The sequence below is a fragment of the Mesorhizobium sp. P2_F7 genome (assembly GCF_056403695.1).
The window spans coordinates 660,910-677,362 of the sequence record NZ_JBFUFA010000004.1; the positions used below are offsets into that span (position 1 = coordinate 660,910).

16 protein-coding genes are annotated in these 16,453 nt (G+C 61.4%); 9 read left to right on the forward strand and 7 right to left on the reverse strand.

The window, feature by feature from the left end:
* The first annotated feature begins 982 nt into the window (after positions 1-982).
* Both AC1DZ8_RS17355 and AC1DZ8_RS17360 read left to right on the forward strand, forming a co-directional pair.
* Positions 983-2,368 carry a hypothetical protein gene (locus tag AC1DZ8_RS17355; RefSeq protein WP_477304192.1) on the forward strand — a complete coding sequence of 462 codons (1,386 nt, stop codon included), beginning with the start codon at positions 983-985 and terminating at the stop codon, positions 2,366-2,368.
* A gap of 181 nt (positions 2,369-2,549) precedes the next feature.
* Positions 2,550-2,792: a hypothetical protein gene (locus AC1DZ8_RS17360; RefSeq protein WP_477304194.1), complete on the forward strand. Its 243-nt coding sequence runs from the start codon at positions 2,550-2,552 to the stop codon at positions 2,790-2,792.
* A 211-nt stretch (positions 2,793-3,003) separates the two neighbouring features.
* Here AC1DZ8_RS17360 and AC1DZ8_RS17365 read toward each other — a convergent pair whose 3' ends face one another.
* Complete coding sequence (locus AC1DZ8_RS17365) at positions 3,004-3,195, reverse strand: hypothetical protein (RefSeq protein WP_477304196.1); 192 nt, start codon at positions 3,193-3,195, stop codon at positions 3,004-3,006.
* A gap of 671 nt (positions 3,196-3,866) precedes the next feature.
* Between AC1DZ8_RS17365 and AC1DZ8_RS17370 the strand changes: the two genes are divergently transcribed.
* Entirely contained in the window at positions 3,867-5,009 is a 1,143-nt protein-coding gene (locus tag AC1DZ8_RS17370) for a hypothetical protein (protein ID WP_477401277.1), read from the forward strand.
* An 88-nt stretch (positions 5,010-5,097) separates the two neighbouring features.
* Positions 5,098-5,763, forward strand: coding sequence for an FkbM family methyltransferase (locus AC1DZ8_RS17375; protein WP_477304199.1), 666 nt, complete (start codon positions 5,098-5,100; stop codon positions 5,761-5,763).
* Between the two features lie 109 nt (positions 5,764-5,872).
* Here AC1DZ8_RS17375 and AC1DZ8_RS17380 read toward each other — a convergent pair whose 3' ends face one another.
* Complete coding sequence (locus tag AC1DZ8_RS17380) at positions 5,873-7,183, reverse strand: glycosyltransferase family 4 protein (protein WP_477304201.1); 1,311 nt, start codon at positions 7,181-7,183, stop codon at positions 5,873-5,875.
* A gap of 187 nt (positions 7,184-7,370) precedes the next feature.
* On the opposite strand from AC1DZ8_RS17380, the gene AC1DZ8_RS17385 reads away from it, so the two are divergent.
* Positions 7,371-8,141, forward strand: coding sequence for a hypothetical protein (locus tag AC1DZ8_RS17385; protein WP_477304203.1), 771 nt, complete (start codon positions 7,371-7,373; stop codon positions 8,139-8,141).
* Between the two features lie 136 nt (positions 8,142-8,277).
* Here the strand turns inward: AC1DZ8_RS17385 and dprA are convergent, their stop codons facing one another.
* The 4 genes from dprA to AC1DZ8_RS17405 are packed head-to-tail and all read right to left on the reverse strand — an operon-like array spanning position 8,278 to position 12,309.
* Entirely contained in the window at positions 8,278-9,405 is a 1,128-nt protein-coding gene (dprA, locus tag AC1DZ8_RS17390) for a DNA-processing protein DprA (protein WP_477304205.1), read from the reverse strand.
* Entirely contained in the window at positions 9,402-10,007 is a 606-nt protein-coding gene (gene plsY, locus AC1DZ8_RS17395; RefSeq protein ID WP_477304207.1) for a glycerol-3-phosphate 1-O-acyltransferase PlsY, read from the reverse strand. Before plsY ends, dprA begins: the two co-directional genes overlap by 4 nt.
* 56 nt (positions 10,008-10,063) lie before the next feature.
* Positions 10,064-11,350 (reverse strand): dihydroorotase, encoded by a 1,287-nt coding sequence (locus AC1DZ8_RS17400; RefSeq protein WP_477304209.1) that lies wholly within the window; start codon positions 11,348-11,350, stop codon positions 10,064-10,066.
* The gene (locus AC1DZ8_RS17405; RefSeq protein WP_477304211.1) at positions 11,347-12,309 is read right to left on the reverse strand and encodes an aspartate carbamoyltransferase catalytic subunit; all 963 of its coding nucleotides are present in this window, start codon (positions 12,307-12,309) and stop codon (positions 11,347-11,349) included. The genes AC1DZ8_RS17400 and AC1DZ8_RS17405 overlap by 4 nt, the downstream gene beginning before the upstream one ends.
* A 158-nt stretch (positions 12,310-12,467) precedes the next feature.
* On the opposite strand from AC1DZ8_RS17405, the gene AC1DZ8_RS17410 reads away from it, so the two are divergent.
* The 3 genes from AC1DZ8_RS17410 (at position 12,468) to AC1DZ8_RS17420 (ending at position 15,154) form a co-directional block, all read left to right on the forward strand.
* Entirely contained in the window at positions 12,468-14,096 is a 1,629-nt protein-coding gene (locus AC1DZ8_RS17410) for a DNA alkylation response protein (protein WP_477401281.1), read from the forward strand.
* Between the two features lie 129 nt (positions 14,097-14,225).
* Positions 14,226-14,813: a hypothetical protein gene (locus AC1DZ8_RS17415; protein WP_477401282.1), complete on the forward strand. Its 588-nt coding sequence runs from the start codon at positions 14,226-14,228 to the stop codon at positions 14,811-14,813.
* Entirely contained in the window at positions 14,813-15,154 is a 342-nt protein-coding gene (locus tag AC1DZ8_RS17420; RefSeq protein ID WP_477304217.1) for a DUF6105 family protein, read from the forward strand. Before AC1DZ8_RS17415 ends, AC1DZ8_RS17420 begins: the two co-directional genes overlap by 1 nt.
* Here AC1DZ8_RS17420 and ruvX read toward each other — a convergent pair.
* Entirely contained in the window at positions 15,072-15,578 is a 507-nt protein-coding gene (ruvX, locus tag AC1DZ8_RS17425) for a Holliday junction resolvase RuvX (RefSeq protein WP_477304219.1), read from the reverse strand. The genes AC1DZ8_RS17420 and ruvX overlap by 83 nt on opposite strands.
* A 133-nt stretch (positions 15,579-15,711) precedes the next feature.
* On the opposite strand from ruvX, the gene AC1DZ8_RS17430 reads away from it, so the two are divergent.
* Positions 15,712-16,419, forward strand: coding sequence for a metal-dependent hydrolase (locus tag AC1DZ8_RS17430; protein ID WP_477304221.1), 708 nt, complete (start codon positions 15,712-15,714; stop codon positions 16,417-16,419).
* Positions 16,420-16,453: the final 34 nt, after the last annotated feature.

Sequence of the window (16,453 nt, forward strand, 5' to 3'; positions counted from 1 at the left end):
CCCGCGGGCGTTTTGAGCGGTTGCAAAGAGCGCAATCGGTAAAATTTTAATCGCTGTTGCCAGTTCGCTACAGCGAAGTTTTTGGCAAGCTAATATAACATTTGGCAGCGCTGGGACGACGGGTTGTTGGCGGGGGCCAATCCCTGAAACCCCTGGCGTAGTACGAGGGAAGATGGCCCGCTGACTTTGGTCGGCGGGTTTTTCTTTTTTTCTCGGTCTGGCGAGCGGGGGCTCATGATCACTCACCTGTTTTGGCCGCGGTCGCGGCATTCTCGATATTCGTTCCGCTGTACTTCATTCTTAAGTAGAGGCGCGCCATGGCCGGCATGACATTAGCCCAAGGCAACCCAAACCTGCCGGCCACTCATCTGCACACGATAGAAAATAGTTCTCGAAACGAAAAAACCCGCCTCAAGGTAAGGTGCCCCACCGGAATCAGCCGGTGGGGCTCTTAGAACAGCCCACTAGGCACTGGCTGAAGGGGCTGATCGGCGGTGTGACCCGGGGAGGATCACATGTGCAATTTGGCGCCTTCCTTTGCCTGGCACATCGGCCGAACAGATGAGGACGCTTCCCGCGCCTGGCGAGCCTTGTGTCCGACGCTGCGATGGTGATTTGCTTTGCAGCTGTAGTAAGAGACTCCGCAAATAGCGATTGAATGACATTTAATAAAATGCCAGTGAACGAGGTGGAGCGTTAGGCTTCCTCTGCACCTCAATTAGCCTTGACCAAATGAGCCAATGATATCGCGCCGACCATTAATTGCGTGATTGCTAAAACAATGAAACGCTCCTACCTGTTGGGGTATGGGGCGATGGAAGTGGGCCCAGACAGGTTTAGCTGCATTCTTGAGCCGACCGGCGCTTGGATGGTATGGGATGACGTTACCCGCGAGCGCGCGTCCGGCACGTTTCCGACCTCAGTATCTGCTCGCGCTGCTGACGGTCCCCTTGGCTGTGTTTCTCACACGCGACGGTAAACCTTGACCGCTCAGTCACAGGTTCCCCACGACATCCCGCTGTACCGCAGCACCTGTGCACTTGGACTGGCCGCCATGTTGTTTGTTGTCGTCGCATCTTGTGTGGCGCTCTTTCTTCACGGGGTGAACTATCCACCTTGCGCAGGTTGCGATTCAGTGAGGTACGGCCTCGATGCATCAGTCGTTCAGCGTCACGGCCTTGCGGTCCGCATGCCGTCTAACGGCCTGCGCACGTACGGTTATCCGGTGTTTCTCAGCATCGTTTTCGCCGGCTATCATTGGGACGCGGCCTGGGGCATCTTCAGTCCGCGCGTGGCGATTGCCCAGACGGCGCTCTATCTGGCGGCGTGCCTGACGCTCTTCTTCGCCGTCCTTCCGGTCAACCGGACATTTGCCTGGTGCGTCGCTTCGGGCCTGATGTGCAACCCGTTTGTGCTCAACTACGTGCCGCTCCGCTTGACGGAAGGATTGACGGCTTCGATGGCGGTGTTCCTTGCCGCCAGCGCTGTCCTCCTATGTCGCTCCAGTTCGACTGGCAGATTTGCGAGGATCCTGTTCGGTGGCTCCCTGCTTGCTGGATTCGCGATGATGGTTCGCCCTGCCAATCTAAGCCTCTTTGCCGCATGGGGCGTTCTCGTCGTCTGCTTGCTGTGGCGAAACAAGAACGATTGGAAGGTGATCTGCATAGCCGCAGGCGCAGGGATGCTGCTCCCGCTTTTGCCGCAAATGGCCATCAACTACTTTTTCTACGACACGATTGGCTTCTTACCGACCAGGGGACTGGGACCATCCACCAGTATGAGCCAGTACCAGACGCTTCTCGGTCTGAAAAACCTCAAATATGCGACGGTGGTTTTGCCCGATAGATCAGCCGTTAAAGTCTTCTATCCCAACCCGATGTTTAGGGACCAGGACATCGCGCAGTATGGGATATGGATATATGTGCACCAGCCTCTCCGCGGCGCAGCAACGGCGCTGGCTCATCTCTTCCAGTCGGTCAATCACGACTACTTTTTCACCTATATTCACAACCGGAACGCTTGGCTCGGTGCGCCGATAAATTTCGTGGGTCACGTCACGATTTTCGCCGCCGGGACCGCTGCTGTCGGATGGACGGTGGCAGCCACTAGAGAGCGCCGGGTGGATTGCGCAGCAATCTTCACGCTGATGGTGGTTGTCGTCACTGTATTGACCAACAGCGTTGCTATCGTGGAAACGCGCTTCGGAATGCTGATCTATCTTGTCGCCGGACCCCTCGCTATTTGGGGCATGGTCACACTGCGAACAGCTCCCAATCTTTACAGGGTGACTTTGATCGCTGCGTGTCTTGTGTACGGCTTAGGCGCTACAGCCCTCTCGTTTGCTATGCTCCCTGGAGCGTCAACCTAACGGGCTTGCGTCGAGCGGCAATGATCGCTGTTGGGCGCGTTTGTCGCTCTTCGCCAACGTCACGATGGCGTGTATCGTGTTGGCACCATTCGCAGCCACGCGCTTGCTGGTGTTGAGGATGCGCAAACACGCTGTTTGGAATCTTCAGCCGGCCTAATTCCCTCTTGAGGGAGGGGTTCCGATGCGACCATTTGTGTTGATCCTCGTCGCGGTTGCCGCGTTCTTCGCACTGGACCTTGTGGCAAACGATGGCCCCTATACGCATCAGGTTGCACGCAGCATCCAACAGGCCGCCGCCGCGACCGGACCTGCCGGTTATGTGCGTCGAGTGCTGTCAGCGTCTCGGCCAATTGACGGTCGAACTGGCTTCGACCACCAGCACTCGACATCGGGTGCATGGGAAGCCAACGGCTCGCAACGCTGAGTTGCAGCACCTTCCGTTCCATCGCCTCAATGCGATACCGCCAGCCATAGGGTCCCTAGAAAACAGGGATGGCCGGTGCGGGGGTTGCTTGGGCAAGCAGGCGCACCGGCCAATTGCGGGTTTGGAATTCGGGGGTCCCCCGCACTGCCTAAGCTATAGGCATATTAGAATTTACTCAATTACGACTGAAGTCCCTGGGACTTGTCCCGCTCTAAAAGCGTTTGCGCAACGCGTTTTCCTCAAAAATGGCTGAGAGGTCTATCTCATCATGAAACGGAGCATGGGGGTCGAAAGCCAACCAGGACGCATGAGATCGAAGCTCTCTGAGGCGAGCATTCTTTGCGAGCAGCGTTTGGTCTTGTTCCTCCTCAAACGGAGAAACAGCGTTGTCACGAGGGTTCATGCGCACTCCCGATTGGCGCCATACCCTATTTGAACGATTGAGCTTTGATTTAGTTTCTTGTGGCCCGCAAGAGCGCGCTGCCGTGCCTCACGAGCCAGCTGGCAATGCTCGGGCAATGGAGTCCCTTCCATCTCACGTATTTTAGCGCAAGCTTGTATTTCTCTTGAGGCGGGGGCATGCTTACAGACGCGCGCGGAGGAGGCCACCAGCTTAAGGGTGGAAAGGGTACGTCATGGAAACTGTTTGCTCCGTTCCCGGCGGGATCTGTCTCCTGTCGGTCTTCGTCAGTGTCACGATGGCGTTTATCGCTATGGCGCCGTTCGCAGCTACGCGCCTGCTCGTATTGCGGATGCGCGAGCATTCGGTCGGAAACCTTCAACCCGCCTAAACTTGTCGGCCGCGTCCTCTCGTCTGCCGCTTGAACCTTGCTTCAGCTCCCGGTCTCGGCATCGGCCAATGGCTTGCGAGTGGGGCTTTGCCGCTCGCCGCGTCGAAGTCGTGGTGCTTGCATTCGTTTTTGCGTTGAGGTCCTGATCCCGTCGCGCTCATCAGCAGCACTCGCAAAATGACACGACGAACGTGGTGCCCCGATCGACTCAGAGCGCAGCTTCCAACCTTGTCGCCACACCCGCCGCTGGCTAAACTCGGGCCTTCCCAGGGGAGGGTTCGACATGACACTTCAGCTTTCGGCGGATGCTGTAGCCCCTAAGGCGGCGACACCTCAAAAGTACCTCTTCGGCCCCGTCGCCGACTTCTTGATGCTGGGTGGCAGCGCGTTTCTCATCCTGCCGGTGCTGTTTCTGGTGCCGCTCGCGTATGAGGGGCCGGTGGCCGCAACGATGGTCTTCGTGGCCTATCTCGTGAACTATCCCCACTTCGCGCACTCCTACCAGCTTTTCTACCGCAATTTCGGACGCAAGGTGTCCGGCAACGGCTACGACCGCAGCCTGCAGTTCCGCTACATCTTCGCGGGCATTGTCGTGCCGCTGGTCATGACCGGGTTCTTTGCCTATGGCGCGGCGGCGGCGAACACGCGCCTGCTTGGCTATGCAACCAACGCCATGTTCTTTTTTGTCGGCTGGCACTACGTCAAGCAGGGCTACGGCATGCTGATGGTGGATGCGGTGCTGAAGCGCAAATTCTTCGACGATCGCGACAAGAAGGTGTTGCTGTTCAACTCCTACGCCGTGTGGATCCTGGCGTGGCTGCAGACCAACACGGCGGTCACCCAGGGCAAATATTACGGCCTGGACTATTACACATTCGCTGCTCCGTCCTGGATCACCGGCATTTCCCTGCTGGCGGCCGTTGCGTCGACGGTGGCCACGCTTTTGATGCTGGTCAATCGCTGGCGAAAGAACGGCGGCGGTCTGCCCTATAACGGCCTCGTGGCTTACGTGGCATCGCTCTATCTGTGGATCCTGATTGCCAGGATAAACCCGCTCTGGCTGCTGATCGTGCCCGCGCTCCACTCGCTGCAGTACCTCGCTGTGGTCTGGCGCTATCAGACCAATGTCGAGCGTGACAGCTCCGATGCCGAAAGCGATCCGCAGCCGAAGATCCTGTCCTTTCTCGGCCCTCTCTACAGGTTTCGGCTCCTCGGCTTCATCGTCGGCGGCACCGCCCTTGGCTATCTCGGTTTCTGGTTGATCCCATCCGCACTGACGGCTTTGATCCCCTATGACAAGCAAGTGCTCGGATCATCGCTGTTCTTCTTCATCGTGCTGATCTTCATCAACGTGCACCATTATTTTCTGGACAATGTCATGTGGCGGCGCGGCAATCCCGAGGTATCGAAGTATCTGTTCCGCTAGCTGATACGCAGGCTGTCGAGCGCGGTTTTCATCAACTGTCGAATATGCCATTGCGAGCGTGATCGTCAGTGCAACGGAGAGTCCTGGAATGGCGGAGTTCTTTTCCGAGAGCCGCCTGGAAAATACCGTGCGCTGGCATCTGTACCGGCGTTGGCGACGCCGGCGTGACCCTCGTCGCATCGCGGAACGGATGCTCTACGATGTCGCGTCGCGGGTACCCAGGGGCGGCACTTTCCTTGACCTTGGCGCCAATGTCGGCCAGATCACCTGTGCCGCCCTCAAGCTTGGCTTCAAAGTGGTGGCGTTCGAACCGGATCCGCATGCGCTGGCTGCGCTCACAGCCCGGTTCGGAAGTCACCCTGATGTCGAAATCGTTCCGAAAGCCGTCGGCGCCGGGGCAAGGTTAGCGACATTCCACCGTCATCCCCGTGCCGACAAAGGGAATACTCAGGCGTCCTCGATGTTCGCAACGTCATATCATCTCGGCGGAACGCAAATCGGCGTCGAGGTGGTCGATCTCGTGGATTTCCTGAAAAGCCAACCGACCATGCCATCCATAGTGAAAATGGATATCGAAGGCAGTGAAGCCGAATGCCTGGATGCCATCCTCGACGCCGGGCTGCAGAACTCCATCGGCGCACTCCTGGTCGAGACGCATGACCGGGTGTCGCCAGACATAGCGCATCGGCTGGATCGCATTCGTCAACGCATCGCCGAGGGAAACATCCGCAACATCAATCTGGAATGGATCTGACAAGCGCGCCGTTGATCGGCAACCGACGGGCCCAGGTTTTTGACTGTCCGACTACCCCGAAGCTTGTTTCGCATGCGCCATTTGACCGAGAATGCGCGCGACTCAACTGTCAGGCTCGTCTGCGCGCTCGAAGCAGAATCTTCCTGATGAACAGAGGGACCATGCCGTTGTACAGTCGCTTTATCTCGTTCACAAAATTCGAAAGGTTCGAAAGCTGCTCTTCGACACGGTTCAAAACAACCTGATTGCCCTCCGGCGCGCCAACGCGCGAGGCGGACTCGTTCAGGACAGCCTGCTGGCTTCTGGCAATTTCCGGCCCGATCGCACGGATCTCCTGGCCAAGGTTTTCCAGAGTTCTTGAGTTCGCCTGCAACTGCGCGAGGAGCGTTGCCGGTTCGGGCGAATCCGGCCAGCCGTGCAATTCCTTCACGATGTGGAACCATCTTCGGCGCGGGAGCGAGACGCCGATCTCCTCGATCCAGGCTGCGGTCGCCAGGGCGCACTCATCGGGATCCAGCCCTTTGTCCGATCGCATCGCCTGATCATAGATGCGCAGGTGTTCCTCGACGAAATACGCGTCATCCGCCACCTTGCGAAAATAGGTGGACACGACCGCGGCATCGTTCGCATCGAAACCGGTTATCGCGTCGAGAAGATTTTCGACCGTGGTCGGCCTGGTCAAAAGCCCCACGCCCAGGTTGAAGCGACGCCAAGCCTCCATGTTTGCGCTGCTGAGCAATCCCGCAAAGCCGCGCGCGTCGCAAACGACGACAGCACAGCCGACCGCAGCCGCCTCGATCGCCATTCGGGCGGTTGCGAAGACGATATCGTAATCGAGCAGGTCTTGCTCCAGTTGATACGAAAACCGGCCGGTGGCTGGGCCTAGCTCGTCCAACTGGATGCCGCTCCGGCCACAGGCTTCACGAACCGCCGCCTGATGCTCGAAATTCTTGGTGAGCAGCAGGCCTCGCGCGGGCCTGGCGGGGAGCGGTGGGCGCTGCTTGAAGCGATTGAGATCGACCGCGTTGTAGACGAGGCTCATTTGATCGGCCGGTATGCCCCTCGACAGGCATTTGGCTCGGCACGCTTCGTCGACCGCAATCCAATGGCGTATCTGGGGATGCAGCATCGGCGCTTCGTGGCAGGAAAATACCGCCGGCACGTCGGGAAACCTGGCGAGCGCAGTCAGGCAGGGCGTCAGATGCTGGGCGTGAATGACATCGGGCTTTTCGACGATCTCGGCAATCCGGTCGACGACATGATGCCCGCGCCGGCGCATTCTATCAGCCATGTCGCCCAGAGTGGGAGCCAGCAGCATGGTCTGATGGCCGGCGCCGCGAAGTCCGTCGGCAAGCAGTTCGACGACCGCCTCCGATCCGCTGTTGTGCGACAGGAAGAGATTGGTAATAAGAATTCGCAATGGGCGATTCCTTGCTTGCGCACTATGTCTGCAGTGAGAAATGAAGACGCACGAGTTTCTAGCAGCGTCTTAGTTTGAAGCCGGTGGCCAAACAAGCTTCGTCGGCGTCGCCGCAACCAACGTTTAGGCCGGGATCGTTCCCAGCCCATCCGGCTCGATTGAACAAAAACCGGGATTGGAGCCATTGTTGCCTGAAAAACCAGAAGAAAAACTGGAAAACGTGCTGATTCTCGCCCATCCCGGGCACGAACTCAGAATCCATCATTGGCTCGAGATCGCCAAACCAAGGGTCTATCTTCTGACCGACGGATCGGGCGGCAAGGAAACGTCGCGAACCGGCTATTCACGCGATGTGGTCGATGCGACGGGCGCGACATGCGGCGCGGTGTTTGGAGATATTCCCGATGGCGCCTGGTACGAGGCGCTGCTGGCCGGTGACCACGATTTCCTGGCCGGTGTGTTCTCGAGAATGCGCGCCGATCTGGCGACTGCTGGGAATGTCCAGATCGTATCGGACGCGGTCGACGGCTATAATCCCATACATGACTTGGCCTATGCCTTTGGGCAGGCCCTCAGCCGAGGACTGGGAAAGACGGCAAAAGTCGGCAAGCAGCTTTGCTCCGCTGCGGTTCCAAACGTTGCGGGACGTGTCGAATTGGAAATTCAGCTCCCGCCTGCTGCGCGGACGAGGAAGATGGCGGCTGTTGAAAACTACAGCCCGCTCGCCGATGAAGCGCGCCGGATACTCGAGCGGGATCCGCACTGCTTCGACCGCGAAAGTCTGATTTCCCAGGATTTTGACTGGAATTCCTCCTGGACACCGGAATGGGAGCGCATCGGCAAACAGCGCGTTGCCGATGGCCGCTATCGCAAATGCATTACCTACAGGGATAATGTGCAGCCCGCCGCGCTGCGCCTCATATCTGAAAGTGCCGCGATATTTGCGGCCGCAGACTAGAGCAATTCCAAGAAAAGTGTGTACGGTTTTCCCGGGAAAAGCGCGTAGCGCTTTCCCTTGGGAATTGCGTAAAAACAAAGAGATAGAGCGGTTCGCCGTTTCCGTGAAACGGTGAAACGCTCTAAAATCTCAGGCTTCACGAAATCAGTGAGACATTGCCGCCGGCATGGCGCTCGATACGGCCCGCGAGGTCGAGTTCCAAGAGCACCATGGACACTTGCGCGGCGTTGAGGCCGGTGTGGCGGATGATCTCGTCCACCGCCACCGGCGTTGGCCCCAGCACTTCGAGCACGCCGCTGCGTTCGTCTTCGCCGGGCGGCGGCGTTGCCGAAAAGTCGGGCGTCTTTTGCGCCGCAATGGCCCTTGGCGTTCGCGTCCCGGCCAAGGGCGCGATCGCTCCGGAAACATCGGATGCCTCGGTGACCAGGGTGGCGCCGTCCTTGAGCAGGCCGTTGGAGCCGGCGCAACGCGGATCGAGCGGTGAACCCGGCACGGCAAACACCAGCCGGCCCATTTCGCCGGCCAGGCGCGCGCTGATCAGCGAGCCGGAGCGTTGCGCCGCTTCGATCACCACCAGTCCGAGCGCCGCGCCCGCGACGAGCCGGTTGCGGCGCGGAAAATCCTGCGCCCGCGGCTGCCAGCCGAACGGCATTTCCGAAATAACGGCGCCGCCGCGCTCGGCGATGTCGTCGCACAGGCCGATATTTTCAGGCGGGTAGGGGACATCGAGCCCGCCGGCCAGCACCCCAACCGTGCCTGTCAAGAGACTGCCCTGGTGTGCCGCCGTGTCGATGCCGCGCGCCAGACCGGAGATGATGGCGTAGCCGTCGCGGCCAAGATCCGCCGCCAGCATGCGTGCCATCTTGATGCCGGCCAGCGATGCGTTGCGGGCACCGACAATGGCGACCGCCGGCAGGCGGAACACCGCCGCTTCGCCCCTCATGGCAATCAGCGGCGGCGGGTTGTCCATGTTTTTCAGCATCGGCGGGTAGTCGGCCTCGCCGATGCCGACGAAGCGGGCGCCGTTCTTGCCGGCCGCTTCCAGTTCCGCTTCGGCCTCCTCGACCGAGGGAATGCGCACGATCCTTTTGGCGCCACCCGAAAGCATCAGTTCGGGGAGCATCTCAAGCGCTGCCTCGGCCGAACCGAAGCGGTTGATCAGTTCTCGAAACGAGGCCGGGCCGACATTTTGCGTGCGGATCAGCCGCAGCCAGCTCAGCCGCTGCCGGTCGCTGAGGCGCGGCCCGGCGGCAGGCTTGCTCACCCCTTGGCTCCGATCTTGCCTTCAGTGCCGGCAAGAAGGCGCGAAATGTTGGCGCGGTGTTTGAAGATGATGATCAGGCTCATCACCAGGAACAGTCCGGCAGTCTCGGGTGTGCTCCAGAAATGAAGCGCTATCGGCACGATGACCGCTGCCGTCAGTGCTGCCAGCGAGGAGTAGCGAAACAGGAAGGCCATCGCCAGCCACACGACGATGAAGATCAGCGCCACATGCCAGCCAAGTGCGATCAGCACGCCGAGATAGGTCGCCACGCCCTTGCCGCCCTTGAAACCAAGCCAGACCGGAAACAGATGGCCAAGGAAGGCGCCAAGGCCTGCCCAGAGTCCGAGGCCGGCCCACAGTCCGTAGTCGTGTCCAAAATGGCGCGCGATCATCACCGCCGCCGTACCCTTCAGCGCGTCGAGCACCAGCGTCGCGGCGGCCAGGCCCTTGTTGCCGGTGCGCAGCACATTGGTGGCGCCGATATTGCCGGAGCCGATCTTGCGCACATCGCCAAGGCCGGCGGCGCGCGTAATCAGCAGGCCGAAGGGAATCGAGCCGAGGAGATAGCCGAACAGCAATGCCAGGATGACGTTGTAACTCATTGTTTCCCCCCGCATTTCCCCTGACGCAGATCTGCGTTCGATGTGCCGCGATCAGCTTATGCCGAAAACACTGTGCGGCCCGCCACCAGCGTTTGCAAGACCATGCCTTGCAGGCGTGCACCTTCGAAACAGGTGTTTTTCGAACGCGATCGGATGCCGCTTTCGCTGACGATCCAGGGCTCTTCGAGGTCGACGACGGCGAGATCGGCAGGCGCGCCCGGCTTCAACGAGCCGCCGGGCAGTCCGAACAGTTTGGCCGGCGCGGTGGACAGCGTCTCGATCAGCCTGGGCAGCGGCACATCGCCATTGTGGTAAAGGCGCAGCGCTGCGCCGAGCAGCGTCTCCAGCCCGATCGCGCCGGCAGCGGCGTCAGCGAAGGGCAAGCGCTTGGTGTCGACATCCTGCGGGTCGTGCGAGGAGACGATGATGTCGATCGTGCCGTCCTTGACCGCCTCGATCATCGCCAGCCGGTCCTCCTCGGCGCGCAAAGGCGGCGTCAGCCGGAAGAAGGTGCGGTATTCCCCGACATCGTTCTCGTTGAGCGACAGATTGTGGATCGCCACACCCGCCGTGACATTGGCCTGGTCGGCTTTCGCCCGCGTCACCGCTTGTGCCGCCATTTCTGTCGAGATCTTGGCCGCATGATAGGCGCCGCGCGTCAGGCGCGCCAGCGCCAGGTCGCGCTCCAGCGGGATGGATTCGGCCTCGCGTGGAATGCCGGCAAGGCCGAGCCAGCTGGCATAGAGGCCTTCATTCATGACGCCGGCCGAGGCGAGGTCGCCATCCTGCGTCTCATGCGCAATGACGCCGCCGAAATCGCGGGCATAAGTCAGCGCCCGGCGCATCACCAGCGCGCTGGATATTGTGTGGCGGCCATCGGTAAAGGCAACCGCGCCGGCTTCGCGCAGCAGGCCGAACTCGGTCATCTCGCGACCGGCAAGGCCCTTGGTGATCGCGGCGGCCGGAAAGATGTTGACGATTGCGGTGTCCCGCGCGGTGCGCAGCACGAATTCGACCAGCGCGACATTGTCGATCACCGGGTCGGTGTCGGGCATCATGATGACGGAAGTGACGCCGCCGGCCGCCGCCGCGACACTTGCCGAAGCAATGGTCTCGCGGTGTTCGCCGCCGGGCTCGCCGATGAAGACGCGCGCGTCGATCAGGCCGGGAATGATCGCCTTGCCGGCGCAGTCGACAATGGCGGCGCCCGCCGGCGCGCCCTGATTCAGGGCGGCCTTGCCGGCGGCAACGATCTTCTTGCCCTCGACGATAACCGTGCCGATCTCGTCGATGCCTCGCGATGGGTCGACGATGCGGGCGCGTTCAAAGACCGTCGTGCTCATGCGCCGCGACCCTCGTTGCGGCGCGGGTCGAGCAGCGCTTCCATCACCGCCATGCGCACGGCGACACCCATTTCGACCTGTTCCTGGATGACGCTCTGCGGGCCATCGGCGATTTCGGAAGCAATCTCGACGCCGCGGTTCATCGGTCCGGGATGCATGACCAGCGCGCCATCCTTGGCTGCCTTCAGCTTCTCGGCGTCGAGACCGAAATAGCGGAAATATTCGCGGATAGAAGGCACGAAGGCGCCTTCCATGCGCTCACGCTGCAGGCGCAGCATCATCACCACGTCGGCGCCCTTGAGGCCCTCAGCCATCGAACGTGTGACAATGACGCCCATTTTCTCGATGCCGGACGGCAAGAGTGTGGACGGCGCCACGACCCGCACCTGCGCGCCGAGCGCGTTCAACAGCATGATGTTGGAGCGCGCGACGCGCGAATGCAGGATGTCGCCGCAGATCGCCACGATCAGCTTCGACAGCGGCCCTTTGGCGCGGCGGATGGTCAGCGCGTCGAGCAGCGCCTGCGTCGGGTGCTCATGCGCACCGTCGCCGGCATTGACCACCGAGCAGCCGACCTTTTGCGCCAAAAGGGCGGCAGCACCCGCCGACTGGTGGCGGATAATGAGGATATCGGGGCGCATGGCGTTGAGCGTCATGGCCGTATCGATCAGCGTTTCGCCCTTCTTCACCGAAGAGCTTGCGACCGACATGTTCATGACGTCGGCGCCGAGCCGCTTTCCGGCCAGCTCGAACGACGATTGCGTGCGCGTCGATGCCTCGTAGAAGAGGTTGATCTGGGTGCGACCGCGCAACGTCGAGGTCTTTTTCTCGGACTGTCGCGAAATCGCGACGGCGCGATCGGCCCGGTCGAGCAAAAGCTCGATATCGGCGGGGGAAAGATCGCGGATGCCCAGAAGATGGCGATGAGGATAAAGCGGCAGGGACGAAGCGTCGGTCATCTCAAGGCGCTGCTATAGGGGGGAGAATTCCTTGCCGCAAGCGCCAGCTTGGGATTGCGGCCTTTCTCCCCGGTATTTTCGTCGCGCGCGCCGGCAACCTTGGGCTATATCTAGCCGATGGCCTCGGATTCGAAGCCTTCGTAACATAGGGACAGTGCGTGACCGACGACGTGACCAACCAGCCGCCGCCGCTGACGGGCGGCAACGCCTGGCGGGGCGATCCGTTGCTGATCCAGCTCGCCGAGCGCTTTTCCGATCCGGTGCGCAAGGATCTCGACGGGCTTGGTCGATTCGTCCTGACGCAGGAAGCGCAGGAGCTGGCGCGTCTGGCCAATGTCGAGACGCCGAAGCTCAGGACGCACGACCGCCAAGGCCGGCGCATTGATCAGGTTGAATTCCATCCGGCCTATCATGCGCTGATGCGCCGCTCGGTCGCCGGCGGCCTGCATTCCTCGATCTGGGAAAACGGCGACAGCGAGATCGGTCGTCGTCATCAGGTGCGCGCCGCGCGTTTCTATCTGACCGCCGAACTTGAAACCGGGCACCTTTGCCCCATCACCATGACCAGTGCGTCGCTGGCCGCCCTGATGGCCAGCCCAAAGCTGTTTCGCGAATGGGCGCCGCGCGTGACGACGCGCAAATATGACCAGAGCCAGAAGCCACCTGTCGAAAAGACCGGGCTGACACTCGGCATGGGCATGACCGAAAAGCAGGGCGGCACTGACGTGCGCGCCAACACCACTAGGGCCGAGCGCGCCGGCAGCGGTTTTTATCGCCTCACCGGCCACAAATGGTTCATGTCGGCGCCGATGTCGGACGCTTTTCTGGTGCTCGGACAGGCGCCGGAAGGGCTTTCCTGCTTTCTTGTTCCGCGCATCCTCGGCGATGGATCCGGCAACGGCTTCCGTTTCCAGCGGCTGAAGGACAAGCTCGGCAACCGCTCCAACGCATCCTCGGAAGTGGAGTTCATCAGTGCCATCGGCGAGATGGTCGGCGAGCCCGGCGCCGGCGTGAAGACGATCATGGACATGGTCACGCTGACCCGGCTCGACTGTGCCGTCGCTTCGTCGGCGATCATGCGCGCCGGTCTTGCCGAGGCCGTCCATCACACCCGCCACCGCCAGGTGTTCGGTTCGACGCTGATCGAACAGCCGCTGATGCAGCGCGTGCTGGCCGACATGGCGCTCGATGTCGCCGCCGCCACGGCACTCTCGTTCCGGCTGGCGCGTTCCTTCGACGAGGCGGCCAGCGACCGCGGTGAGGCCGCCTTTGCCCGCGCCATGACCCCGGTGGTCAAATACTGGGTCTGCAAGATCGCGCCGCCGCTGCTCTATGAGGCGATGGAGTGCCTTGGCGGCAATGGCTACGTCGAGGAAGCGCCGCTCGCCCGCTACTATCGCGAAGCCCCGGTGAATGCGATCTGGGAAGGCTCGGGCAACGTCATGGCGCTCGACGTGCTGCGCGTGCTTGGCCGCGCGCCGGGCCTGTTCGAGGAGGTGCTGGCCGGCATCGACCGCGATCTCGGCGCCGGCGGTCGCGGCACCATCGGCGTGCTGAAAGCGGCCATGCAGGTCGCCGGCACCGATGAGGGGTCGGCGCGCCTGCTCACCGAGCAACTGGCGCTGTCGGCGGCAGCCGCCGAATTGCGCCGGCTGGGGGCCGGGCGGATTGCCGATGCCTTCGTCGAGACGCGGCTCGCCGGCCAGTGGCGCAACACCTATGGCATGCTCGATTCGCGCCACGATGCGCGCATGATCATCGACACGCTTTATCCGCCGGTGAACTGAGGCCAGCTGGACAGCTTTTCGCCCAAGAGTTTACTGCCGCCTGTGGATGGACGTTAACCTTAACAAATGGTTTCCGTTGCAGCGGCGGGCCGCAAAGCCCACTGTCTTTGTCACCAAAGCAGGAATGCCATGCGGCCCATTTTGACCTCTTTTCTGGCCTTGCACTGGGCAGCGGTTTTCGCCCTGCTGGCGTTCATCTGCGTCGATGGAAACCGCGGCGTTGCGGGCGCTTTGGGCGCGCTTGGAGTGGCCGTGGAAAACACCCGTCTGGCCGATCTCGACAACGCTGCCGTCGTGGCGCCGCTCGCCGTCGCCTTGCTGGTCGTCGCCGTGCTGTTTTGCTGGGTCTTCGTCGAGAGTTTGGTTAATGCCGCAGCGAACCCGGAGGGAGCCGACAGCGTGGCGCGGACCGCCTTTATTTCCGCATCCGCAGTGATGTCGCTGATCCTGATCGGCGGAGCGGCGCAAGGCATCAACGGCCTGTTTTTGGTTGTCGCCGTGCAGTTGGCGGCACTTCTGGCCTCCTACGTTGCCATGCATGCCGAGCAGAGGTCGGTTTTCGCCGTCGCGGTTTCGCGGGAGGCCGAGAGCCGCGCCACCGCGCATGCCATGGCCAAGGGCGCCGCGCATGGGTCCTTGCTGTCACGCATTTCCGGCCGGCCCGACATTGGTCACAGCGGTCACAGAGACGGCTCCAGCCGCAGGGACGGTCACTGATGCGTACGCTGTTCGCATTGTGGGCCGCCCCACTCGCTCTCTTCTGGGGCTGGTTCTTCCTGTCGCTCAACGACATCAATTTCGGCTACGTCATGCTCAGCCGGCAGCTGCATGACGTCGTGTTCCAGCTCTACGGCCAGATGCTTGGCATCGATCCGGCGATCATTCCGGGCATGGTGGCAAGAGCCTGCGTCTTTGACGGCTTCCTGCTGATGGCGCTGTGGGCGTTCCGTCGCCGACGCATCATCGCCGCCTGGATCAGGCGGAAGGTGGGGAATCCGGTCCCCTCCGATCGGATGAGCCAAGCGACTGGAGTCGATCTAAAGCTCCCTGCAGAATAAAGGCGGCGGCCGCCGAATCGATCTTGCCGGCGCGCTTGGCGCGCGAGAAATCCATTTCGATCAACGTCCGCTCCGCCGCGACCGTCGACAGGCGCTCGTCCCACAGCACGAAGGGCAGGTCGGTTATGCCTGCCATGTTGCGCACGAAGGCGCGCGATTTCTGGGCGCGGGGACCTTCCGACCCGTCCATGTTGATGGGCAGGCCGAGCACGAATGCGCCGATATTGTCCTTCTGCAACTGGGCAAGCAGCGCTGCCGCATCCAGCGAAAATTTCTTGCGCAAGATCACCGGGCGCGGATGGGCGAAGGACAGGCCACGGTCGGAAACGGCGACGCCGATGGTCTTGTCGCCGAGGTCGAGCCCGGCCAGCGTCCTGCCGCCCTCCAGGAGTGCCGGCAGATCCTCGATCGCTATGATGCCCAACGGCTTTCTCCAGACCAATTCTGACCCGCAACGGGCGTGACACGTTCTTTTGACCCAAGTGCACACTATGTCACTTTAATTTTGCAGCCGGCGTTCTATCTTCCGCCGCAACCAAAATCGAGGAACATGATCGATGAAATTGACCTGGTACGGACACTCCGCCTTTCGCATCGAGACATCGGGAGCGACCATCCTGATCGACCCCTATCTCATCGGCAATCCGTCCTGGACGGGCGGCTGGGAAGGGCCGGCGGAAGGCGTCACCCATGTGCTTTTGACCCACGGCCACAATGACCATGTCAGCGGCGCGGTGGAGGTGCTGAAGAAGAGCGGCGCCCAGCTGGTCGCCAACTACGAGATCTGCATGTATCTGGTCGGCCAGGGCGTCGACGGCAACAAGATCAACCCCGGCAATCTCGGCGGCACCGTCGATTGCGGCGCCTTCACCACCACCTTCGTGCAGGCGCTGCATTCCTCGTCGTTTGGCCTCGATGGCGGCCAGAACGTCTATCTCGGCAATCCCGGCGGGCTGGTCCTGCATTTTTCGGATGACAAGACGCTCTATCACATGGGCGACACCGACATCTTCTCCGACATGGCGCTGATCAACGAATTGCATGAACCGAAGATCGGCATCGTGCCGGTCGGCGACCGCTTCACCATGGGCGGTGCGGTGGCGGCCCTTGCCTGTCGGCGCTTCTTCCACTTTGACACGGTCGTGCCCTGTCACTTTGGCACCTTCCCGATCATCGACCCGACAGCGGAAAAGTTCGTCGCCGGACTAGAAGGGTCCGATGTCAAGGTGGCCTTGCCAGCAATCGGCCAAACGATCACACTGTAGAGCGATCGCTTGGACGATCCCTTGCGCAAAAGGG